Origin of the sequence: Salinispora mooreana (genome assembly GCF_000379065.1) — a bacterium.
Lineage (GTDB): Bacteria > Actinomycetota > Actinomycetes > Mycobacteriales > Micromonosporaceae > Micromonospora > Micromonospora mooreana.
In genome coordinates, this window is record NZ_KB900614.1 from 984,781 (window position 1) to 1,007,272 (window position 22,492).

A 22,492-nucleotide genomic window follows, 5' to 3' on the forward strand; every position below is an offset into this window, starting at 1 on the left:
TGATCAGCCCCAGCGCTCGCCGGTGAGTTTCTCGTAGACGTCAACGTAGCGGGCACGGGTGGCGTCGACGACCTCGCCCGGCACCTCCGGCGCCGGGCTCTGCTTGTCCCACCCGCTCCTGGTGGCCCAATCCCGCACGTACTGCTTGTCGTACGAGAACTGGGCACGTCCCGGCTGGTACGACTCGGCCGGCCAGAACCGGGACGAATCCGAGGTCAGCAGCTCGTCGCCGATCGTCAGCGTGCCATCGGCAGCCCAACCCAACTCGATCTTGGTGTCGGCGATCAGAATTCCCCGGTCGGCGGCGAGCTCGGCTCCCCGTCGGTAGACGTCGAGCGTGACCTGACGCAGCCGCTCGGCGGTCTCCGCGCCGACCTTCTCCACCACCTCAGCGAGGGTCATCGGCTGGTCGTGCTCTCCGACCGGCGCCTTGGTGGAGGGGGTAAAGATCGGCTCCGGCAGGACGGCCGCCTCGACCAATCCGCGCGGCAGTTCGATCCCGGAGACCGTTCCGGTGCGCTGGTACTCGGCGAAGCCGCCACCGACCAGATAGCCCCGGGCGACGCACTCCACCGGAACCATCTCCAGTCGCCGGCACCGAATCGCCCGGCCGGCGAACTCCGGCGGCACGTCGGTCGCCGAGAGCACGTGGTTCGGCACCAGCTCGGCGAGCTGGTCGAACCACCACAGAGAGAGCGCCGTGAGAAGTTTGCCCTTCTCCGGGATCGGCGTCGGCAGCACGACGTCGTAGACAGAGACGCGGTCCGAGGCGACCAGGATCAGGTCGTCGCCATCAGCGTAGACATCCCGAACCTTGCCCGAGTGCAGAAGTTCCACGTGAGCTAGTACATCACGCGGCCCAGATCGACCCGCGGCGGCAGAGCGCGGCCCACAAGACCCGACGCAGAAGGCGCGCCGGGCCGCCGCTGGTCGACTCAGCGCCGGGGACCGCGCCGACCACGGAGGACCCGCAGGACGAGCAACACGATCACGACGACCACGACCAGGCAACACAAGAGCCCGAGGAAGCCGAAGCCCCCGCGACGGCGCCGGGCGGCCTCGATCGCCAGCTCACCCGGGCCGCTGGCTGCCCAGGCCGCCACCGGGACAAAGACCGCCAGTACGACCGCACCGAGGACCGCGCTGAGCCGGCCCCACCACTTCGCGAATGCAGACATGACCCCATCCTGGCCGAGCCGCGCAAGCCGGGCACGACGAAGGCCCTGGAGGAAACCTCCAGGGCCTTCGTATGAGTAGCGGGGACAGGATTTGAACCTGCGACCTCTGGGTTATGAGCCCAGCGAGCTACCGAGCTGCTCCACCCCGCGTCGGCTTCACTACTGTACCCCATCAGATCCCGGCCATGATCCGCACCCCCGGTGCTCGGTGCTCGTCCTGCACCACACCCGACAACACCGTCGATCCGCCGAACGAACTCATCGGGACAGTCCCACCGGACGGTCCGCCAACACGCGAAAGCCCCGGAGAAACCCTCCGGGGCTTTCGTATGAGTAGCGGGGACAGGATTTGAACCTGCGACCTCTGGGTTATGAGCCCAGCGAGCTACCGAGCTGCTCCACCCCGCGTCGGCTCGTAAACGTTAGCGCACCACCCCGGGCCAACGCAAAACGGCCTCTGCCCGGCAGACACAACGACGCCCCCGGGACTCCCGGGGGCGTCGTTGATCGTACGTGCTGGGGTCAGCCGCCGGGCGTCGGTGAACCCGTCGGCGCCGTGGTCGGCGTGGCAGCGGGGGGCGACCCCGCTGCCTGATCGAAGGCCCCGATCGCCTCATCCAACGCCTGTAGCGCCCGGCCGTAGCGCTCGAAGTCGCCGGACTCCTGCGCGGCCCGGAGCTCCACGATCGCCGCCTGAACCTGCTGGGCCGCCTCAGCCACGTCGCCCGTGAACGGGGGTGGGGTGGCGCTCGGAGTCGTCGGAGTCGGGGTCGGGGTCGGGGTCGGGGTCGGGGGTGTCTCGTCGTCGGAGGGCGGAGGCGCGGGCGCGCCGGCCTGTTCACCCTGCTCGACGAGCTGTTTGATGCCGTCGGAGAGGTTGTCGGCCAGGACGACGAACGATCCACCGTCGCCGTAGGAGAGGAGCACCTTCTGCAACAGGGGATAGGCCTGCTGTTGGTTGCTCTTCACATAGACCGGCTCGACGTAGAGCATGCCGTTGCCGAACGGCAGGGAGAGCAGGTTGCCGTACTGGACCTGAGCCTGGTTCGACGAGAGCAGGTTCAGCTGCTGCCGAATCTGGGCGTTGTTGGTCATCTGCTGGTGCACCTGCACCGGACCGGAGATCCGAGTGTCTTCCGGCAGTTCGTACACCTCTAGCCGCGGCTTGCCGTCCACGTACGAGCCAGACATCAGTGCCGCGAGGTTCTGCCGCCGGTTCGGCGTCACCGCTGAGGTGAGCTGGAACCGGGGCTCGTCCTGCCCGGGCATCTGGGTGAAGAGGTAGTACGGGGGCTGCTTCTGGCCGCTGTCCGGCGCGTCCGGCACGTTCGGCACCTGCCAGAAGTCCTGCCCGGAGTAGAAGTCACCGGGGTTGGTCACGTGGAACCGGGTGTACACGTTCCGCTGCACCTTGAACAGGTCAGCCGGGTAACGGAAGTGGGCGCTCAACTCGGCCGGGATCTCCGCCTTCGGCTTGATCAGGTCGCCGCCGAATGCCTTGTTCCACGCCCGAAGTACCGGGTCACCGTCGTCGAACTCGTAGAGGGTGACCGTGCCGTCGTACGCGTCAACCGTCGCCTTGACCGAGTTCCGGATGTAGTTGATGTTTTCCCGGGCCTGCTGGAAGGTGCCCCGGTTGGTGAGTTCGTCGGTGGTCTCGGTCTGGAGGTTGATCCGCTCGGCGTAGGGGTAGGTCGCGGCGGTGGTGTAGCCGTCGATGATCCACGTCACCCGGCCATCGATCACCGCTGGGTACGGGTCGCCGTCCACGGTGAGGAACGGGGCGACCTTCTCCACCCGCTCCCTCGGGTTACGGACGTAGAGCAGCTTGGAGTTCTCGTTGACCGCCTCGGAGAGCAGGAAGTTCGACTCCTGCTCCTTGATCGCGTAGAGCAGCCGGCGACCGAACGAGCCGACGTCGACACCGCCGGAGCCGGTGTAGGTGTAGTAGGACTCGGATCCGTCCTCGCCGACCGGCCGATCGAACTCGGCGGGGCTGGCCTCCGAGGTCGCCTTACCGACGATGGCGTAGTCGCCGGCCTCCATCCGCTCGCCGTAGTAGATCCGCGGCTGGCTGGCCGGGATCTGGTCGACCTGCGCGGCACACCCCTCCTGCGACCGCTCCCCGAGGAAGCCGGAGACGAAGAACGGCTGGCCACCACAGACCACCCGGTTCGCCGGGGCCGCGACCAAGCCATAACCATGGGTGTAGACGGTGTGCCGGTTGATCCAGTTGCTCTGCTGCGGGGTCAGCTCGCCATAGTTGATTTCACGGACCCCGACCACGTAGTCCTGGGTCTCCCCATCGACGGTGTAGCGGTCGATGTCGAGCTTGGGGCCGAAGTCGTAGAAGCCGCGGACCTGCTGAAGCTGGGTGTACGTCTCGCTGACCAGCTGCGGATCCAGCAGTCGGGCGTTCGGCACCACCGCGGTGTCGGTGGCGAGGCTCGCCGGTGGTTGCAGGTTACTCGCCGCGTACCGCGTGGTGTCGGCCTCGCCCAGACTGAAGGCCGCCCGAGTCGCCTCGATGCTGCGCTCGATGTACCGCGCCTCCTTGTCTCGGGCACTTGGCTTCACCTCGAAGGTCTGCACAGCCCACGGGTAGATGCCGCCGATGGCGACCGCGGAGACCCCAAGCAGGGCCAGCGAGATGCCCGGCCAGACCAGGTTCCGCATCCAGGCGTTGGCGAAGACGAGGACCGCGATCGCCACGACGACCGAGATGTAGGCGAGGATCTCCTTCGCTGGCAGCAACGCGTTGACGTCGGCGTAGCCGGCACCGTAGACGTTGGCGCCCTCGTTGTACTCCAGCAGCATCGTCCGCCGGTCGAGCACGTACGCGACGGCTTTGAGCAACACAAAGAGCGCGATCAACGTGCTCAGGTGGGCCCGCGCCGCGGTGCTCATCCGGTCGCCCACGCCCTGGAGCCGGATCCCGCCGAAGACATAGTGCACAGCGAGCGCCCCGAGCAGCGCCAACACCACGGCGGTGAAGGCGACCCCGAGCAGGTAGCGCCAGAACGGCAGGTCGAAGACGTAGAAGCCGATGTCCACCCCGAACTCCGGGTCCTTGACCCCGAAGTCCCCACCGTTGCGGAACAGCAGCCACTCGCCCCACCTGCTCTGCGCCGACAGCCCCGCGAAGAGGCCGACCACGACGGCGGCCATCGTGAACCAGATGCCGAGCCGAGGGCTGAGCAGCATCCGGTATCGCTCCAGGGTGGCCTGCTCCGGCGACTGCGGTCGCAGCCGAGGCCGCAGTCGATGCGCCAGCCAGAGGTTGCCACCGACGATGGCCGCCATGGCCAGGCCGACCGCGACGAAGAGCAGCAGCCGGGTGACGAGCACCCCGCTGAAGACCGCGGTGTAGTTGACCTCGCCAAACCAGAGCCAGTCGGTCCACGCCTGCACCCCCCAACCGAGCAGGGTGAAGAGCACGAACACCCCGACCAGGACACCAATCGTGACGCGTCCGCGTCGGCTCATCCTCGGCATCGGGGCGCTGCTACGCATGACCACTGTTGGCTCCGCATGTTCGATTGATCGGCACCGACCAGGCCACCAGAGTACGGGGTCTTCTCAAACCTGTCGTCCGCGGTCACGCCGAGTGCCGGCGGTTGGCTCAGCAGCGGGTCGGTTCGCCCCCCGCTCGGAGCTCCTCGAGGGCGGTCAACGCATCGTCCAACGTCGCCACCCTGAGCAGCGGAAGGTCGGGCTGGGGGTTGCGGGCCGCCTCAGCGCAGTTCTCCGCCGGGACCAGGAAGGCGGTGGCGCCGGCCTCCTTGGCGCCGACCAGCTTCTGCGGGATACCGCCGATCGGGCCGACCCGGCCCGCGTCATCGATCGTGCCGGTGCCCGCGATGACCTGCCCACCGGTCAGATCCTCCGGGATCAGCTTGTCGATGATGCCGAGGGCGAACATGAGCCCGGCGCTCGGACCACCGATGTCCGCCAGGTCGATCGTCAGCGTGAACGGGTGCGGTTGCTGCTGCTCGATTCCGATCCCGATCCGGGGCTTGCCGTCCCGATCCTGAGTCGTGATCCGCGCCGTCCCCGGGGTCCCGTCGCGGGTGTAACCGATCTCCAAGACGGTGCCGACCGGCTCGGCCTGGATCAACTCGGTAAGCCGGATGGCCACCGGGACCGGCTCTCCGTTGACGGAGGTCACCACGTCGCCGGGACGGAGCAGACCGGCCGAGGGCCCGTCCTCGGCCACCGTCTTGACCTGCACCGTCACCGGGAATCCGAGCTCACGCAGGGCGACCGTCTCCGCGCTGGACTGGGAGGCCTCGAAGTCCTCCGCGTTGCGTTCCTCGACCTCCTCCCGGCTCTCCCCCGGCGGGTACACCAGTTCCCGCGGCACCACCGCCTCGTCGTCGGAGAACCAGCCCTGGATAGCCCCACGCAGCTTGACCGAGGGCTGCACCCCCACCGTGGTCAACCGCAACTCTCCCGCCGAGGTGAAGGTCTCCCGGTCCTCGACCTGGATGACCTCCGTGCCGTCCTCGGTGCCCAGCGTGTTGACGGTGGGGCCGGGACCCAGCACCACGTATGGGATGGGCGCCGCGAGCACGCCGATGCCAAGCAGGGCAACAAAGATGGCACCGAGCAGGACGGTCATGCCGCGACGTCTCATGCGGCAGAGCGTACCGACCGGGTGCGCTGGCCCCCGCGGACCTGCCAGGACTTCACCATTGACGCAACGCCAGCCGACGCGACCTGGGGCGCGGCGCGCGTACCGTAGACCCCGTGCCTGATATTCCGTTCGGTTTCGCGCTCCCCGGTGGCCAGCCACCAGACCCCAACGACCCCGCGCAGATGCAGCAGTTCATGTCCCAGCTGCAGCACCTGCTCGCCGCGCCCGGCAGTGGACCGGTGAACTGGGACCTGGCCCGCCAGGTGGCGGCGAGCCAGCTCAGCGCCGGGGGTGATCCGGCTGTCTCGCCGTACGAGCGCAACGCGGTGGAGGAGGCGCTGCGGCTGGCCGACCTCTGGTTGGAGTCGGTCTCGGCGCTCCCGTCGGGCATCCGCGCCTCGGTGGCGTGGAACCGGAATGAGTGGATCTACAAGACCCTCGACGTCTGGCGCAAGTTGTGTGACCCGGTGGCCAGCCGGATGGTCGGCGCCATGGGTGACCTGGTGCCGCCGGAGGCACGGGCCCAACTCGGCCCGATGCAGTCGATGGTGGCCACCCTCGGTGGGGCCCTCTTCGGGGGCCAGCTGGGCCAGGCCCTCGGCTCACTCGCCGCCGAGGTGCTCTCCGCCGGCGACATCGGGCTGCCGCTCGGCCCGGCCGGCACGGCGGCGCTCGTCCCGGCCAACATTCGGGACTACGGTGCCGGGCTGGAACTGCCCGAGGACGAGGTGCGCCTCTACGTAGCCCTACGCGAGGCCGCTCACCAGCGCCTCTTCGAGCACGTTCCGTGGCTGCGCGGACACGTGCTCAACGCGGTGGAGATGTACGCCTCGGGCATCCGGGTCAACCGCGAGGCGATTGAGGAGGCGATGGGCCGCGTCGACCCGACCGACCCGGAGTCGATGCAGGCGATCGCGCTGGAGGGGATCTTCACCCCAGAGGACAATCCAGCCCAGAAGGCGTCGCTGGCCCGGCTGGAGACGGCCCTCGCGCTCGTCGAGGGCTGGGTCTGCCACGTGGTCGACAGCGCGGCCGGGGAACGACTGCCCAACGTCGTCCGACTCGGGGAGGCGTTCCGGCGGCGGCGGGCCGCCGGAGGTCCGGCCGAGCAGACCTTCGCCGCCCTGGTCGGCCTGGAGCTTCGGCCGCGGCGGCTGCGCGAGGCGGCGGCGCTCTGGGCGGCCCTCACCGAGCACCGGGGGATCGCCGGGCGGGATGCGCTCTGGGGTCACCCCGACCTGCTGCCCTCCGACGACGACTTCGCCGACCCGGTTGCCTTCGCCCAGGCCCGGCTCGATGCGGACGAGTTGGAGAGCTTCGACTTCAGCGCGCCGGGTGGCCCGCCGGAGAAGACCCCCGGCGAGCCCGACGAACAGGACCCACCCACCGCCGGCTGACTCTCCGGCCCCGCCGGGGTCAGCCGAGGATGCCGGCACCGGCAAGCAGGGTGCGGGTGGCGTCCCAGCCGGCCAGGGCGGGGTCGAGCCGGGCCAGGTCGGCCGGGCCACGCAGCCGATGCCACCCCGCGGTGACGGCGAGCTCGCCGGGGCGAGGTGCCGCCGCGCGCACCGCAGCGGGTACCGCCCGATCCAGGTCCAGCGCCGGTAGCCACTCGGGTAGGGGCAGTCGGGCCGCCGCACCGAGCAGGCCGGTGTCGCCGCCGGCGACCGGGGCCACGGCCACCGGTCGGGTGCTGAGCGGCCGGAGTAGCTTGCCGATGGTCAACCCCGGTAGGTCCGGGGCGTCCCCGGCGACGACGGCCACCTGGTCGTAGCCGTGCCCGGCCTCGGCTCGGGTACCGCTGGCCGACCGGGCGGTCCGCCCGCAGCTGGTGAGGACGGCGTCGACGGTGGGCCGCGGGATCTGGAAGACGGTGGTGCCGGGCCAGACCACGGCATCGGCCAACCACTGGTCGGCCTCGGTCACCGCAACCGCGGTCTCGACCTCGTTCAGCGTGGCGAGAAGGTCAACCACATCCTCGGCGAGCGCCGTCCGCCAGTCAGTCGGGGCGATCTCCGGCGGCGTCCAGGTGACCGGCGCGAGCAGGGCAACCACCAACCGTCGTACCACGGACCGACCCTACGCCCGCCAGCGGAGATCAGGAAGAGGAGACAGCCGCGACGCCCTCCAGGTAGCCACGGGCCCGCTCGGTCTTCGGGTACCGGCCCACAAGCTGCCAGAAGCGGGCGTTGTGGCTCGGGACGATGAGGTGGGCCAGCTCATGCAACAGGACATAGTCGATCACCCAGTCCGGCATGTCCTGTAGCCGGTGAGAGATGCGAATCGTCCGATCGGCTGGGGTGCAGGAACCCCAGCGACCGGTCTGGTTGGTCACCCAGCGGACGCTTGCCGGAATCGCGTCACAGCCGTGGTCGGCCAGGTAGAGGGCGATCAGTCGAGTGGCACGGGCGAGTAGTTCGTCGTCGGATCGGACCAGCCGGCTCTCCCGGGCGGTGAGCCTTGCAAGCATTCGGTCCACCCACTCGCTCTCCTCAGCTCGGGAGAACTGGTCTGGGATCAGGACAACGACCCGCTCGCCGTCGCGGTACGCGGACACCGTTCGCCGGCGGCGCTGGCTGCGCCGTACCTCGACCACCGGCTTCCGCGGCGCTGCCATCAGCCGGCCGCGCCGCCGTGGATTCCTGCCACGAAGAAAAGTTACTTCGTGGTGACCGGGGGTCCGCAAGGGCCAACCCGCGACACGCGCCCGAAAAATAAGTGTTGGTCGCCCGGAGTCCCGAAAATTTTTCTGCGTTAGCGTGCCCGGGAATAGCCGAAGGTCACCCGCGGGCCGGGTGATCACGTTGGGCTCCCGTCACCTGCGGGCACCCTGCGCCGTTCTTCAGGGCATCCGTCCGGCGTGTCCCCACCAAACTCACTTATCCAAGCTTATTCGCCGTGCACACTCTCGTCGTCAACTTGCTCACAGTGTCGATGAGGAGTTGACATGGAACCCCCCAGACCTGGGTAGGGTCCGCGGACCGGTGGTCACGCCTGTGACCACGACGGAAGGCCTAGCGCCGGCGCCCTCGTGGCCCGCCGCTGGAACCCCGCCGGATGAGCGTTCGCCGGTGGACGAGACGAGGAGGCACCCGTGGCCGACCAGGCCCAGACTTACAACGGTTACTGCGTCAAGTGCAAGGAGAAGCGGGACTTCGAGGGGCGCGTCGAGGTTTCCAAGACCGGGATGAACATGGCCAAGGGCAAGTGTCCGGTGTGCGGCACAACAGTGAACCGCATTCTCGGTAAAGCGAAGGTCTAACGCCTTTCCGGGTGGTGGAAGGGGCCGCCCTTCCACCACCCCAGCCAATGTCGGTTGCCGGACAGGCGCGTCCGAGGCCTGTGGAGAACCAGCCACTTCCTGTGGAAAACTCTGGGCCGGACTCCGGACACCTGTGGACAACGTTCGACGGAAACCTCTGACGCGATCACTATTCGTGCCCATGAGCCTTACCACCCTGCCCCGGCCAACCCTGCTTCCCGGCCTCACCCGCCTCTGGCGGGACCGACACACGCTGCAACTGGGTGTCGATCCGAGCCGGGCCGTCCTGCTGGAGTTGGCCAACCCGCGTACCGCCCGGCTCCTCGACCTGCTCGACGGCGCGCACAGCGAGCGGCATGTCCTGGAACAGGCCAACCGAATCGAGGTGGGGCGGGAGGCGGCCCGTACCCTGCTCGAGGCGCTGCGCACCGCCGGCCTGGTCGTACCCGCCCACACCCTCCTACCCCGCGACCTGACCGGGCCGCCACGAACCCGCCTCGCCGCCGAGGCCGGCGCCCTCGCGTTGGCCAACCAACAGACAGCCGGCACGCCCGCCCAGGTACTGCGCCGCCGCCGGACAGCGCGGGTACTGGTAACCGGCACCGGTCGCCTCGGCGCTCCCGTCGCCGTCGCCCTGGCCCAGGCCGGGGTGGGGCACGTGCAACCACGCCTGGCCGGCCCGGTCGCGCCGGCGGACCTCGTCGGCACCGGAATCCCCGCCGCCGACCTCGGCCAGCCGCTCACCAGCGCAGTCCGGGAGACCCTCGGCCGCACCGCCCCCGGCACCGCCACCGGCCCACTCCGACCCGGCCGGATCGACCTCGTGATTCAGTGCGGAACAGACCGTCCGGCTCCCCTGCTCGCCGCCGCCCACCGCCAACGCCGGCAAGTACACCTACTGCTCGACCTCCGGGAGGGCGTGCCGGTCGTCGGCCCGCTGGTCCGGCCACCGATCGGTCCCTGCCTGAACTGCCTCGACCTGCATCGAAGGGACCGCGACCCGAGCTGGCCGGCGCTCGCCGCCCAGCTCGCCAATGGCACGCCGGAGTGGGCCTGCGCGACGACAACGCTGCTCGCCGCCGTGGCGTACGCCACTGGCGAAGCCCTGAGCCACCTCGATGGCGGTGTCCCGGCCACCGTCAGCGGCTCTGTCGAGGTCACCGCCGATGGCCGGCTACGTCGCCGGCATTGGGCGCCCCACCCCTCCTGCACCTGCTCCGGCCGCGGAGCAATGAGGTCGGTCCGCAACTCCCGGTGAGCCCGCAGCCCGCCGAGATCCGCTGCTGCCCCGGCGCCCGTCCGCCCGAAGGCGGGCCGGCCGGGCAGCACGGCAGCCGTGGGCCCGCCCGGTCGGTCACAATAGCCAGGTGACCGAAATCCCGCGCCGGGCCGTCTCCCGGACCGCCAAGCTCGCCGCTCTGCCGCTCGGCTTCGCCGGCCGGACCGTCCTCGGCGTGGGCAAGCGCGTCACCGGTCTCGCCTCTGACGTCATCTCCGCAGAGATCCAGCAACGCACCGCCGAACAGCTCTTCAGCGTCCTCGGGCAGCTCAAAGGCGGTGCGATGAAGTTCGGCCAGGCGCTGTCGGTCTTCGAGGCGGCGCTGCCCGAGGAGATGGCGGCCCCCTACCGGCAGGCACTGACCAAACTCCAGGAGGCCGCACCCCCGCTGCCCGCCGCCTCCGTACACCGGGTGCTCGCCGAGCAACTCGGCCCGGACTGGCGGAATCGGTTCGTGGAGTTCGACGACACACCGGTCGCCGCCGCCAGCATCGGTCAGGTACACCGCGCGCAGTGGCGGGAGCCGGGCTACGACGCGAACGGCGCCCCCAACACCCGCGACGTGGCGATCAAGATTCAGTATCCAGGTGCGGGAGAAGCCCTGCTCACCGACCTCAAACAGCTCTCCCGACTCGGTGGGATGTTCCGGGCGATCCAGCCGGGGCTGGACATCAAACCACTCCTCGCCGAGCTACGGGAACGCATCACCGAGGAACTCGACTACGAACTGGAGGCCGAGTCGCAGCGCGCCTTCGCCACGGCGTACGCGGACGACCCGGAGATCTACATCCCGGCCGTGGTCGCCACGTCGCCGCGGGTCCTCGTGACCGGGTGGGTCGAGGGAACTCCGCTGTCGCGGATCATCGAGGAAGGCTCCGAGCAAGAGCGGGACGAGGCCGGCCGGTTGATGGCCACCCTGCACCTCTCCGCGCCGATGCGGGCCGGGCTACTCCACGCCGACCCGCATCCGGGCAACTTCCGGCTGCTGCCCGACGGCCGGCTTGGGGTGGTCGACTTCGGCGCGGTGGCCCGGCTACCCGAGGGGACACCCGAGCCGATCGGCCGCATCGCCGGACTGGCCTTGCGAGGAGATGCCGAAGCGGTGATGGCCGGCTTGAGTGACGAGGGCTTCGTCAGCAACAGCGAGGCGATCGACGGGCCGGCGTTGCTGGACTTCCTCCAGCCGATGCTGGAGCCGGTCGCCGCCGAGGAGTTCCGGTTCACCCGGGCCTGGCTACGGGCCGAGGCGACCCGACTGGCCAGCCCCCGCTCGCCCGCGTACCAGCTCAGCCGAAACCTCAACCTGCCCCCGTCGTACCTGCTGATCCACCGGGTCACGCTCGGCTCGATCGGGGTGCTCTGCCAGTTGGAGGCGAAGGCACCGTACCGAGGGATCCTGGAGCGCTGGCTGCCCGGCTTCGCCTCGGTCGCCTGACGCGACGACGGGCACGTCCGGGGTAACCGGACGTGCCCGTCGCAGCGGTGTTAGCGAACGGGCCCGCTCCCCACCCGCGAGGGGGGAACGGGCCCGATCCCTAACCGATTCCCGACTCGCGCGCCGACCGCCGACGGGCGGCCATGGCGACGGTACGGGCGGAGCGATAAGCCTCAGTGCTCGTGGTGGTGCGACCGGCCTGAGGCCGGGGCATTCGAGCCCTCGACAACACTTCGTTCAGTAATTGCAGTTCGAACTTATTCGATTTCTGGAGCATCTTCGTCAGCTTTCTCGTGGCCGGCGCGAACACCGGCGAGGGGTTGAACGGATCGGGTGGTTGTCAGGCTGCCAGCCGGACCGCGTCGCGCCAGGCCAGCCCACTGGCCTCCAGTCGCGCCTCGGCCTCGACCCGGAGTGTGGCGTCTCGGGCGACATCGTCCTTACGGGGACGGCCTCGGGGCCGCTTACGCGGAACCACCGCGCCACGCTCGAAGATCTCGCCACCCCAGACGCCCCAGGGCTCGGCCCGCTCCACCGCGCCAGCGAGGCACTCGACGCGCAGCGGGCAGTCCCCGCAGAGCGACTTGGCCACCTCAAGCTCGGGGGGCGAGTCAGAGAACCACAGGTCGGGGTCGAACTTCCGGCAGGGCAGGTTCGCCTCCAGCTCGACGCTCAGGTCGAGTGGGGCCAACGCCAGACTCATCGCCCGGTCACCTCTCTCTCACTTCGATCTCTTGGATCGCATTCCGACATACTTCGGCGGGACAAAAACAAAGGCCGCGGATCCCGGTATGCGGGTTCCGCGGCCTCGAGGTGAGCCGGTGGTCTGTCTCAGACCGGTCTACCTCGAGGTGGAACACCGCGGACATCCGTGTGCCGCGTGGCGTTATCAACGCCCTTGCCCGTGAAACCACTGGTCCCCTGAGTCCCGAATGGCGCCAGCGCGAGAATCAGCTCGGCCTGGGTCTCGACCTGGCGCGTCTGCGGAACCGACGGTCGCGCAGCGCTCAGGGGCACCTGGACGGCCGTCAGGGGAGCGTTGGCAGCAGGCAGCACCATCGGACGCTCATTGCTGTAGATCTCCATTGGGGCCACCTCCCTAACTCTCCCTCGTGCCGACCGAATCACGCCCGCGAGCAGCCCGAATGCCGCAGCTCGCGAGGTATGCCCCGAGGCTATGCCGCACCCGGGGGGGAGGGCAAACGAATTTACGGCAAGATTTCAGAAGTTCTCTCCGGGCAGACCTCGTCCACCGTCGCGCCGGCCACCAGGGCCAGCACCGCCTCCCCGTAGAGCCCCAGCTTCCGGGCTCCGATTCCCGCGATCGCGGTGAGATCACGGGGCTGCTGCGGGCGCCGCTCCGCCAACGCGACCAAGGTCGCGTCGGTGAACACCACATAGTCCGGCACCCGCTGGCCACTGGCCACCCGACGCCGCCACTCACCCAGCCGCCCGTGCAGCTCCTTGTCCATATCCGACGGACAGGCGGTGCACCGGCCCAGCTTGCGCTCCGCGCCAGCGAGCAGCGTCGTACCGCAGACCCGGCAGGAGACGATCTGGGTACGCCGACGCTCGGTCCGCCGTACCCCGCTCACACCGGCCCGCCCACTGGCACCGGAGGAGTCCAGCCGGGGCAGGAAGCGACAGGGCCGCCGGGGACGCCCACCCGGTGAGCGGGCTGAGGCGTACGACAGCCAAAGCCACTCCCGCGCCCGGGTGATGCCCACGTAGAGCAGCCGGCGCTCCTCCTCCACCTGCTCCGGGGTCTTCGCGTAGGTGGTGGGCAGAGTGCCCTCGGCGAGGCCGACCAGAAAGACGGCATCCCACTCCAGACCCTTCGCCGAGTGCAGGGAGGCGAGTGTCACGCCCTCGACCGTCGGCACGTGCTGGGCGGCGGCACGCCGGGCCAACTCGTCGGTGAAGTCGGCCAGCGTGGCCGGCCGCTCGACCGCGGCAGCCGGCCCGATCGGCAGCACCGGGGCGCTGGCCGCGTACTCCTCGGCGAGTTGGACCAGAGCGGCGAGGGCCGCCCACCGTTCCCGGGCGGCGCCACCGGTTGGTGGCGTATCCGGTGCCCACCCCACCGCGGCCAACGCCTCGACCACGGCCGCCGGCAGCGGGGTGTCACCGGGAAGGGAGCGGGTGGCGGCGCGCAGCGCGACCATCGCCTGCCGTACCTCGACGCGCTCGAAGAACCGCTCCGCACCCTGCACCTGGTACGGCACCTCGGCCTCGGTCAGCGCCTCCTCGTACGCCTCGGACTGCGCGTTGGTCCGAAACAGCACGGCGATCTCCCGGGCTGGTGTGCCGGCGTCCACCAGGGCACGACAGCGGGCGGCGACGGCGGCGGCCTCGGCCGGCTCGTCGGTGAAGATCCTCAACTCGGGCTCGGGGCCGGCCGGGCGCTGGCCGACCAACTCCAGCCGAAGCCGCGCCTCGGCGCCCCGGGCCGGGGCGATGACCGAGTTGGCCAGCCCGACCACCTGGGGGGTGGAGCGATAGTCGCGCACCAGACGGACCACCGTCGCGCCCCGGTGCCGACGGGGGAAGTCCACCAGGTAGGACGAGGTCGCGCCGGTGAACGAGTAGATCGTCTGGCTCGCGTCACCCACCACCGTCAGGTCGTCACCACCACCGAGCCACGCCTCCAGCAGCCGCTGTTGCAGCGGGTTGACGTCCTGGTACTCGTCAACGACGAAGTGCCGGTACTGGGCGCGTATCTGGTCGGCCACGTCCGGGTGCTCCTCGATCCCCCAGATCGCGGCGCGCAGCATGTCCTCGAAATCGATCACCCCGCCGGCGCGTTTGGCCTTCTCGTACGCGGCGAAGACATCGGCCACCTTCGCCGGCTCGTACGGGGTGTCCCGCAGCGCCCGGGCGGCCGCGACCACGTACTCCCCGGGCTCGACCAGGGACGACTTCGCCCACTCGATCTCGCCCGCGAGGTCCCGGGCACCGGCCCGGTCGGAGCGGATCCCGACCTTCGCCGCGGCGAGGGTGACCAATCGGACCTTACTGTCCAGCAACTCGGGCATCGCCCGACCGGTGAGCAGCCGGGGCGCGAAGTAGCGCACCTGACGCAGCGCCGCGGCGTGGAAGGTGCGCGCCTGCACACCCGGTACCCCCAGCGTGGTGAGTCGGCTGCGCAGCTCGGCGGCGGCCCGCGCGGTGAAGGTGACCGCGAGCAGGTGCCGGGCCAGGATCTCCCCGGTCAACGTCCGGTGTGCGATCCGGGAGGTGACCGCCCGGGTCTTCCCGGTGCCGGCGCCGGCCAGGACACAGACCGGGCCGGCCGGGGCGGTTACCGCTGCCCGCTGCTCTGGGTCGAGGCCGGCGAGCACCCGGTCGGACGCTGAGTGGGACACCACAGCGTGGGATTGTTCCAGCCGCTCCCCACGTTGGTGAAGTTAGCCTGACGTGAATCATGACCAACCCTTGGAGGTCTGCCGATGTTGACGATGTACTCCACGCCTTGGTGCGGCTACTGCCACCGGCTGAAGTCACAGCTGGACCGGGAGGGCATCACGTACGAGGTGGTCGACATCGAGCAGGAGCCGGCGGCCGCCGAGTTCGTGATGAGCGTCAACGGCGGCAACCAGACCGTGCCGACGCTGCGCTTCGCGGACGGCAGCGCGCTGACCAACCCCACTATTCGGCAGGTCAAGGAGCACCTGTCGGGGATCTCCGCCTGACTGGTACGGGCCCGACGGGTGCCGGCTGGGCCGGTGGGCTCAGCCGGCGCCCACTCCAGAGGTAGCTGCTGGCCAGTAGGGTGACCAGGCCCACCAGCACGAAGAGCAGCCGATAGTCGAAGCTGCCGACGAGCAGTGCACCGCCCCCGATCGAGGCGGCCCGCGGGCCGCTGACCACCGCATCGGCGCCGGCCGCGACCCGACCGATCAGCGGTGCCGGCGTACGCCGCTGGATCAGCGTGTGCAGGCTGACCATGGTGAGCGGCAGGGACACCCCGGCCAGCAGGAGGGCGGCGCAGCCCAGCCAGAGGTTGGGGTAGGCGAGCGTCAGCCCGGCTGACCCGAACAGTGCCACCCCCACCGCGAGCGCGCCGACCTCCCCCACCCGCCGGATCACGCCGGAGGAGACCAGCCCGCCAGCGAGACCACCGACCCCCTGCACGGCCACGAGCACACCCACGAACGCCGCGTCGCGGCGAAGCCCGTGGTCAACGTAGGCAAAGATCAACGACTCGCTGAAGCCCATCACCAGCGAACTGAGACCGTAGCCGAGCAGTGCCCGGCGCAGCGCCGGCTCGTCGGCCAGGTACCGCAGGCCAGCGCCGAGCTCGGTCGCCCAGCGCGACGTGCAGCGCGGTTGCCTTGCCCGGCTCGACGGCGGGGTGCGTCCTGGGCGGCAGCGGCAACACCGCCCTGGTCGCGACCGGGGCGGCTCGGTGACCCGGAGCAGGCCCACCAGCACCGCCGCGGCGACGAAGCCGACTATCGCCACGCCGGCCAACAGTCCGCCGCCGACGGCGGTGTAGAGGGCGGCCCCCGCCAGCGGGCCGATCAACCGCAGCCCCTGCCGCACCGTCTGTAGCACGCCGTTCGCGTCGGCCAACAACTCTGCCGGCACCAGGTGCCGCAGGAGGCCGCTGAGCCCTGCGTTGAGGGTGATGTACGACAGGCCGTAGAAGACCGCGACCAGGTAGATGAGCCAGAGGTCGGCACGGTCTTCGACGGCGAACAACGGGGTGAGTAGGGCGGCCGTGACCAGGTTGGCGGCCACGAACAGGGGCCGGCGCGGATACCGGTCAACGATCCAGCCGACCAGTGGTGCCAGCGTCATCGGGGCGATGATCGCAAAGATGGTGGCCCCGGCCAGTCCACTCGATCCGGTCAGTTCCTTGACCCAGACGGCGAGCGCGAGCAGCAGGATCGACTCGGCGGTCATACTGGCCACCAGGCCACCGAAGAGCAGCCGGAAGTCCGGGCGGCGCAGGACGGTACGCATCTGCCCTCCGTCTGACGTGGTACACGATGTGCCGCCTTTGGCCGAGACACGCCCCCACCAGAACCTCCGGCGCCGGCCGCGTCGTTCCATACTGAGGGTTAGGGGCGAATTCAGAGAGTTACCGTCGCATCTACGACGGTCTACGGAAATGAGGACACGTGCCTCCAGTCGCACCCAGCCCCATCCTGCGGCGCCGCAGGTTGGGCACCGAACTGCGTCGGCTGCGCGAGACCACCGGCCTCACCGGGGACCAGGTGGTCGAGCGGGTCGGCTGGGCCTCCGCTTCCAAGCTGTCTCGCCTGGAGAATGGTCGCAGCCGACCGGACCCTCAGGATGTCCGCGCACTGCTCGAGCTCTACCGGGTGGACGTGACGCTGCGGGACGAGTTGCTGACCATCGCCAAAGAGGCCGGCGACATCCGTGGCTGGCTTCGGAACTACCCGGTCATGACCCCGCAGCAGCGCGGCTTCGCCGAGTTGGAGGCGGGCTGTGTGGAGATCTCGGAGTATCACCCGCTGCTCGTACCGGGGCTGCTCCAGACGCCCGGCTACGCCCGCATCCGCATCGCCTCCGCTCGGGATGTCGACGAAGCGGCCGGCGAGCCGGAGGGCACCGAGGACATCGAGACCGAGGTGGGTGCCCGGCTGGCCCGTCAGTCGCTGCTCACCCGGGGGCCGGACGCACCCCAGTACACGGCCGTACTCGAGGAGACAGCACTGGGGGGCCGGGCCGGGCCGGCCGACGTGCTACGGGAGCAGCTCACGCAGCTTTACGAGTTGGCCAAGCTGCCCAACGTCACGCTACATGTGCTGCCGCGGGACACCCAGGCGAGCGGTTGGTACCTGCCACCGACGGCGTTCTCCCTCTACCGGTTCACCGACCCGCAGGATCCCGAGACTATGGCGATCGAAAGCGCGTTCTTGAACACCATGTCAACCGAGGCAAAAATCATAAATCGCTATAAAGTGGTCTTTGAGTGGTTATGCACGGCAGCACTCCCCGCATCGGACACTCTCTCCTGGCTGAATCAGGCCAGGGGACAGCGATTCGATGCAGCACCCTCGTCGGCAGCGGCGTTCGGGGCGGCAACACCGCCGGTCCAGCGCCGCCGGCGCCCCGGGCGACTGACGGAACGCTGACCCACCGGCACCCAGCGTCGGTCCGTGCGGGCACTACTCGTCCATCGGCCGGTTCACACAGGAGTGCAACCATGAACGAGATCCATGACACGCCGACCGTCTCCCCCGACCTGGCGCGGGCGACGTGGCGAAAGAGCACCCGCAGTCAGACCTCAAACTGCGTCGAGGTAGCACCGCTGCCGGCCACGGTGGCCCTCCGGGACAGCAAGGATCAGGCCGGTCCGGTGCTGCTGTTCGACCGTGGCGAGTGGCGAAACTTCCTGGCCGCGACCAAGGAAGGCCGGCTCGACCGAACCTGACTCGCAGCTTCGACGGGGCCGCCGGTGCGTAGGTACACCGGCGGCCCCGCATCGTCTTCGAAGGCCGGACGGGCGGGCCGTTCGGGCAGCCGGCCCGGGCGCCCTCGCCCGATCGGCCACTCTGCCGGCCGATCGCGGCATTTCGATTGCCAGGCCTGCCACGCGGCGTAGCATGACCCGCAGTGACGTGGAACTTCCACTCCGTTCCCGATCGTCGCGGCACTCATCCGGAGACCGACATGCGGTTCCTGATCGTTCGCACCGATGTCCGCGCGGCTGCTGACGTGGACCTCACCGCCGCCTGGGCCCACGGGGGCCGGCTCCGCGACGAGACCGTCGCGCCCGAGCCACGCCGGCAGGTCGTCCACGCCGACGACCGCGAAGCCGCGCTCCTGCTCGCCCGTGCCCTCGCCGCGGTCGGCGCGGTCCGGGCCGGTCGGCAACGGGTCAAGGTGCTCCCGCTCGACGAACCCCCGTCCGCCTGGCCGAGCTGGCCGGATGACCGGGGTAGCTGAGCGGCTACCCGTCCGTCGGAACCGGCCCGGCTCCCCCCCACCGCGCCCGCGCCCCAGCCGGTCTCGACGGCACGGTCCTCGGCCCGTGACCGTCGCGGCAACGGCGGTCGCGGGCCGGGACCACGTTCGGCGTCAGCCATCACATTCTGCGGCGGCACCGCCCTCAACAGTGGCCGTCGAGCCAGTGGCGCAGCAAGAAGGACGCGATCGAAGACGACGGCGGCAGGACCAGCCGAACGCCCTGAACGTCAACGTGCTCCCCGGCCAGGGCCGCGCTGACCTCGGCCCGGGTGAACCAGCGGGCCGCCGCGATCTCCGCTGGGTCGACCCGCACCGGACGCCGCGGGTCGGCCACCGCCTGGAAACCCAGCATCAACGAACCGGGGAACGGCCAGGCCTGGCTCCCCACGTACGTGATGTCCGTGACCGGGACGTCAACCTCCTCGCGTACCTCACGCAGCACCGCCGCCTCGGCCGACTCCCCGGGCTCCACGTAGCCCGCAAGGCAGGAGAAACGCAGCTCTCCCGGCACCCGCGGCCAGGCGGCGTTGTTGCCCAACAGGCAGCGCCCGTCCCGACCGGAGCCCCCGTCGTGCACCAGGACGATCATCGCCGGATCGGTCCGCGGCCAGATCCGCTCCCCCGCCGGGGCGACCCGGGACCAACCGGCCTCATCCATCGTGGTGGCCTGCCCCGTCCGCGGAGAATATCGGTGCCCACGGTGCCAGTTAAGCAGGGCCAGACCGGTGGTGAGCAGGCCCGCGTCCCGGTCGGGGAGCAGGTGACCAACCTCCAACAGGTGCACCGCACGGGTGCCGGGGAGCACCGGCAGGGGGGCGTCCACCGTGAACACTGGGACGCCATCGGGCTCGACCCCGAGGAATACCGCCCGCAGGGCCGCCTCCTCCGGCACCTGCTCCGAGCCGACCAGCACCAACGCTGGCGGCTCCGGTCCGGCTGACACCAACGCCCGCCCCCCGTTGCCGCTGTCCAACACCAGCACCCGGCACCGTCCCCAGGCCTGACCCAGCCAGTCAGGATCGGTACGCCGGTGCGCGGCCCGGTCCAGGGTGGAGCGGGCCAGCGCCGGGGCCGGTCCGCTGTCCGTCACGGAACCGCCGGTTCGGTCACAACCTCGGCGAGCGTCCCCAACTGCCCGGCGACCCGCTGCGCATCCCCCAGCACGACGGTGACCGCCCGGGCCGGGGCGAGGTACTGGGTCGCCGCGTCGGCGACATCAGCCACCGTCGCCTTCGCCAGCCGAGCCGCGTGTTCGGCCAAGAAGTCCAGGCGCAGACCGCTGCCCGCGTACGCGCTGGTCAGCGCCGCCAGCCCGGCCTGGGTGGAGATGCCGAGTTGGAGCGTGCCGAGCGCGTACTGGCGGGCCTGCTCCAGTTCCTCCGCCCCCGGTGCGACGCAGGCCAACCGACCCAACTCATACTGGGTCTCCAGCAACGCCGCCCCGGTCACGTCGGTGGCCACCTCGGCGGCGGCGAGCAGGACCGATCCGGCGGCCGAGTGCTCCACCAACGAGTGTGGTCCGTACGTGTAGCCCTTATCCTCGCGAATATTCTCCACCCAGCGGGACGAGAAGTAACCTCCGAAGATCAGGTTCGCGAGTTGCAGGGCGGCGTGGTCGGGGTCGGTGCGCGGCACCGCCGGCAGCGCCATCCGCAGCGACGACTGCACCGATCCGGGGCGGTCAACGAGAAGCAGCGGCCCCGGCTCCAACGGTGGCGTGGCCGGCAGCCCGACAACCTGACCGGCGCCATTCCACCCGCCGAGCGCCTGCTCGGCCGCGTCCAACGCCCGTTCCGGCTGGACATCCCCGACCAGTACCAGGACCGCATCCGTCGGATGCACCCGCTCGTCATGGAGCTTCCGCAGCACGCTCGGACGCACCGCGCGGACCTGATCCGGGGTCGGCGTCTGCACCGCGTACGGGTGCCGACCGTAGATCCGCTTGAGCAGGGCGGTGCGGGCCAGGTGCCCTGGCTGGCACTGGGCCAGCTGAATCCGGTCAACCAGCCGGTCCCGCTCGGTGGCGACCTCGTCGGCCGGATAGGCCGCCGAGGTCAGCACCCCGGCCAGCAGCTCCAGCATCCGGTCCAGGCCAGTCACCAATCCCGCACCGGAGAGCATCAGCCGGTCTGGGTCAACCCCGGCGGAGAGCCCACCGCCGACCTTCTGCAACTCGGCGGCGATCTGCACCCCGGTCAACGTCGTCGTGCCGGAGAGCAGGGTCTGTGCGAGCATCGCGGCGCGGGCCGGGTGCACCCGCCCGAACGGCATCCCGAGCCGCAGCTCGACCAGGGGCACCGCCGGCCGACGGACCGCAATCACGGTGAGACCGTTGCCGAGCCTACGTTCCGCCTGCTTCGGCAGCTTCAGTTCCCGGGTCGGACCGAGCGGCGGCAGAACGCGCGACGCGGTCGTCGTCGCGCCGCTCACTGCTCCGCCCCCGCGAGCACCTCGATGGTGGCCCGGCGCTGTGGGCGCAGGGTGGCGGCGGCGGCGCGGACCGACTCCTCGGTGACCTCGCCGACCAGGCGAGGCAACTCGTTGAGCAGGCCGGGCTCGCCGCGTTGCTGCTCCAGGACGGCCATCCGTAGGGCCCGGCCGAGCACCGCGTCCGTGTCGCGCAACAGGTGCGTGGCCATCCGGGCCTGGGTTCGGGCCAGCTCACCGTCGGCCAGTCCGTCGGTGGCCAGCCGGTCCAGTTCCTCATCCATCGTCTGCAGCACCTTGTCCACGTCACCGTCGGGTGGCAGGTGCGCCTGGAGCAGGAGGGCCGTCGGATCGCGGACATCGAACGGGTCCCCCATGAAGCCCAGGTAACCGCCGACGCTGGTGACCGACCTGTCCCGCTGGACCAGCCGTTCGACCAGCCGGGCGGCGTCCCCGTCGGTGAGCACCTCGGCAAGCACCGCATATGGGAGGTAGCCGGCGAAGTCGCCGATCGGGTCCGGCACCCGCCACGCCGAGGCGACCGCCGGCAGTGGGGCCAACCGATCGGTGTAGGAAACCCGCCGTTCGGCGGCCAGGTCCGGCTCGGCGAAGCGTGGCAGGACCGGGGCCGGACGGGCCGGCACGTCGCCGAAGTGCCGCTCGACCAGCTCGACCGCCTCGGCTACGTCGATGTCGCCGCTGACCGCCAGTACCGCGTTACCGCTGGCGTAGTAGTGCTGGAAGAAGTCGGCGGCGTCGGCCACCGTCGCCGACTCGAGGTCGGCAAAGGACCCGTAGCCGTCGTGCGCGTTGGGGAAGGTGTCGAAAAGCACCGGTGGCAGGGTGAGCCAGGGAAACCCGCCGTACGGCCGGTTGAGCACGTTGACCCGAATCTCCTCCTTGACCACATCGACCTGGTTGCGCAGGTTCTCCTCGGTCAACCGGGGGCCGCGCATCCGGTCCGCCTCAAGGAAGAGAGCCCGTTCGAGGGCGTTGCCCGGCAACGTCTCGTAGTAGTCGGTGTAGTCGAGGTGGGTGGAGCCGTTGAAGGTGCCGCCCGCCCCCTGTACGTGCCGGAAGTGGGCCAGTTTCTCCAGGTTCTCTGAACCCTGGAACATCAGGTGTTCGAAGAGGTGCGCGAAGCCGGTGCGTCCCTCGGGCTCGGAGCGGATACCGACGTCATAGACGACTGCCACCCCGATCACCGGGGCGCTGCGGTCCGGGGTGAGCACCACCCGCAGGCCGTTGTCGAGTGTGAGTCGCTCGACGGGGTACCTCGTTGCTGGAATCGTCGCTCTGCGGGTGGTCGACACGCGTTCGACCCTAACCCGTC

At 70.1% G+C, this 22,492-nt stretch carries 21 protein-coding genes and 2 tRNA genes; 8 read left to right on the forward strand and 15 right to left on the reverse strand.

Features of this window, described 5'->3' with window-relative positions:
• Positions 1–3: 3 nt before the first annotated feature.
• From SALPAC6_RS0104655 to SALPAC6_RS0104685, 6 genes are all read right to left on the reverse strand, one after another.
• Positions 4–837, reverse strand: coding sequence for a phosphoribosylaminoimidazolesuccinocarboxamide synthase (locus SALPAC6_RS0104655; protein WP_018252279.1), 834 nt, complete (start codon positions 835–837; stop codon positions 4–6).
• A 98-nt stretch (positions 838–935) separates the two neighbouring features.
• The gene (locus SALPAC6_RS0104660; protein ID WP_018252280.1) at positions 936–1,178 is read right to left on the reverse strand and encodes a hypothetical protein; all 243 of its coding nucleotides are present in this window, start codon (positions 1,176–1,178) and stop codon (positions 936–938) included.
• Positions 1,179–1,254: 76 nt separating this feature from the next.
• A tRNA-Met gene (locus SALPAC6_RS0104665) sits at positions 1,255–1,328 on the reverse strand.
• Positions 1,329–1,512: 184 nt separating this feature from the next.
• Positions 1,513–1,586: transfer RNA gene (locus SALPAC6_RS0104675), tRNA-Met, on the reverse strand.
• 114 nt (positions 1,587–1,700) lie between these two features.
• Positions 1,701–4,691 (reverse strand): UPF0182 family membrane protein, encoded by a 2,991-nt coding sequence (locus SALPAC6_RS0104680; protein ID WP_080636141.1) that lies wholly within the window; start codon positions 4,689–4,691, stop codon positions 1,701–1,703.
• Between the two features lie 109 nt (positions 4,692–4,800).
• Positions 4,801–5,814 carry a YlbL family protein gene (locus tag SALPAC6_RS0104685; protein WP_026189327.1) on the reverse strand — a complete coding sequence of 338 codons (1,014 nt, stop codon included), beginning with the start codon at positions 5,812–5,814 and terminating at the stop codon, positions 4,801–4,803.
• Positions 5,815–5,996: 182 nt separating this feature from the next.
• Here SALPAC6_RS0104685 and SALPAC6_RS25345 point away from each other — a divergent pair, with 182 nt between their 5' ends.
• Positions 5,997–7,211 carry a zinc-dependent metalloprotease gene (locus tag SALPAC6_RS25345; RefSeq protein ID WP_018252284.1) on the forward strand — a complete coding sequence of 405 codons (1,215 nt, stop codon included), beginning with the start codon at positions 5,997–5,999 and terminating at the stop codon, positions 7,209–7,211.
• 19 nt (positions 7,212–7,230) lie between these two features.
• Here SALPAC6_RS25345 and SALPAC6_RS0104695 read toward each other — a convergent pair whose 3' ends face one another.
• A complete protein-coding gene (locus SALPAC6_RS0104695; RefSeq protein WP_018252285.1) occupies positions 7,231–7,884 on the reverse strand; it encodes a hypothetical protein in 654 nt (217 codons plus the stop codon).
• Positions 7,885–7,912: 28 nt separating this feature from the next.
• Positions 7,913–8,431 carry a M48 metallopeptidase family protein gene (locus SALPAC6_RS0104700; RefSeq protein WP_018252286.1) on the reverse strand — a complete coding sequence of 173 codons (519 nt, stop codon included), beginning with the start codon at positions 8,429–8,431 and terminating at the stop codon, positions 7,913–7,915.
• 477 nt (positions 8,432–8,908) lie between these two features.
• Between SALPAC6_RS0104700 and SALPAC6_RS29635 the strand changes: the two genes are divergently transcribed.
• From SALPAC6_RS29635 to SALPAC6_RS0104715, 3 genes are all read left to right on the forward strand, one after another.
• Positions 8,909–9,076, forward strand: coding sequence for a DUF5679 domain-containing protein (locus tag SALPAC6_RS29635; RefSeq protein ID WP_012014940.1), 168 nt, complete (start codon positions 8,909–8,911; stop codon positions 9,074–9,076).
• Positions 9,077–9,257: 181 nt separating this feature from the next.
• Complete coding sequence (locus SALPAC6_RS0104710; RefSeq protein WP_018252287.1) at positions 9,258–10,334, forward strand: hypothetical protein; 1,077 nt, start codon at positions 9,258–9,260, stop codon at positions 10,332–10,334.
• A 109-nt stretch (positions 10,335–10,443) separates the two neighbouring features.
• Positions 10,444–11,790, forward strand: coding sequence for an ABC1 kinase family protein (locus SALPAC6_RS0104715; RefSeq protein ID WP_018252288.1), 1,347 nt, complete (start codon positions 10,444–10,446; stop codon positions 11,788–11,790).
• Between the two features lie 340 nt (positions 11,791–12,130).
• Here the strand turns inward: SALPAC6_RS0104715 and SALPAC6_RS0104720 are convergent, their stop codons facing one another.
• The 3 genes from SALPAC6_RS0104720 to SALPAC6_RS0104730 all read right to left on the reverse strand — a co-directional run bounded on the left by SALPAC6_RS0104720 (position 12,131) and on the right by SALPAC6_RS0104730 (position 15,158).
• Entirely contained in the window at positions 12,131–12,493 is a 363-nt protein-coding gene (locus SALPAC6_RS0104720) for a WhiB family transcriptional regulator (protein ID WP_018252289.1), read from the reverse strand.
• Between the two features lie 128 nt (positions 12,494–12,621).
• Positions 12,622–12,876, reverse strand: a complete 255-nt coding sequence (locus tag SALPAC6_RS0104725; RefSeq protein WP_018252290.1) for a hypothetical protein — start codon at positions 12,874–12,876, stop codon at positions 12,622–12,624.
• 122 nt (positions 12,877–12,998) lie between these two features.
• Positions 12,999–15,158, reverse strand: a complete 2,160-nt coding sequence (locus SALPAC6_RS0104730) for an ATP-dependent DNA helicase UvrD2 (protein WP_018252291.1) — start codon at positions 15,156–15,158, stop codon at positions 12,999–13,001.
• Between the two features lie 81 nt (positions 15,159–15,239).
• On the opposite strand from SALPAC6_RS0104730, the gene SALPAC6_RS0104735 reads away from it, so the two are divergent.
• Positions 15,240–15,482, forward strand: a complete 243-nt coding sequence (locus tag SALPAC6_RS0104735; protein WP_018252292.1) for a mycoredoxin — start codon at positions 15,240–15,242, stop codon at positions 15,480–15,482.
• On the opposite strand, the gene SALPAC6_RS0104740 is transcribed toward SALPAC6_RS0104735, so the two are convergent.
• Positions 15,451–16,758 (reverse strand): MFS transporter, encoded by a 1,308-nt coding sequence (locus SALPAC6_RS0104740; RefSeq protein ID WP_018252293.1) that lies wholly within the window; start codon positions 16,756–16,758, stop codon positions 15,451–15,453. The two genes, SALPAC6_RS0104735 and SALPAC6_RS0104740, sit on opposite strands and share 32 nt — an antisense overlap.
• Before the next feature lie 158 nt (positions 16,759–16,916).
• On the opposite strand from SALPAC6_RS0104740, the gene SALPAC6_RS0104745 reads away from it, so the two are divergent.
• From SALPAC6_RS0104745 to SALPAC6_RS0104755, 3 genes are all read left to right on the forward strand, one after another.
• Entirely contained in the window at positions 16,917–17,897 is a 981-nt protein-coding gene (locus SALPAC6_RS0104745) for a helix-turn-helix domain-containing protein (protein WP_018252294.1), read from the forward strand.
• A gap of 71 nt (positions 17,898–17,968) precedes the next feature.
• Positions 17,969–18,196, forward strand: a complete 228-nt coding sequence (locus SALPAC6_RS0104750) for a DUF397 domain-containing protein (RefSeq protein WP_018252295.1) — start codon at positions 17,969–17,971, stop codon at positions 18,194–18,196.
• A 239-nt stretch (positions 18,197–18,435) separates the two neighbouring features.
• Entirely contained in the window at positions 18,436–18,711 is a 276-nt protein-coding gene (locus SALPAC6_RS0104755) for a hypothetical protein (protein ID WP_018252296.1), read from the forward strand.
• 163 nt (positions 18,712–18,874) lie between these two features.
• Here the strand turns inward: SALPAC6_RS0104755 and nudC are convergent, their stop codons facing one another.
• The 3 genes from nudC to SALPAC6_RS0104770 are packed head-to-tail and all read right to left on the reverse strand — an operon-like array spanning position 18,875 to position 22,472.
• The gene (gene nudC, locus SALPAC6_RS0104760; protein WP_018252297.1) at positions 18,875–19,822 is read right to left on the reverse strand and encodes an NAD(+) diphosphatase; all 948 of its coding nucleotides are present in this window, start codon (positions 19,820–19,822) and stop codon (positions 18,875–18,877) included.
• Positions 19,819–21,162, reverse strand: coding sequence for a M16 family metallopeptidase (locus SALPAC6_RS0104765; protein ID WP_018252298.1), 1,344 nt, complete (start codon positions 21,160–21,162; stop codon positions 19,819–19,821). Before SALPAC6_RS0104765 ends, nudC begins: the two co-directional genes overlap by 4 nt.
• On the reverse strand, positions 21,159–22,472 hold the full coding sequence (locus SALPAC6_RS0104770) for a M16 family metallopeptidase (RefSeq protein WP_018252299.1): 1,314 nt from the start codon (positions 22,470–22,472) through the stop codon (positions 21,159–21,161). The genes SALPAC6_RS0104765 and SALPAC6_RS0104770 overlap by 4 nt, the downstream gene beginning before the upstream one ends.
• Positions 22,473–22,492 lie beyond the last annotated feature (20 nt).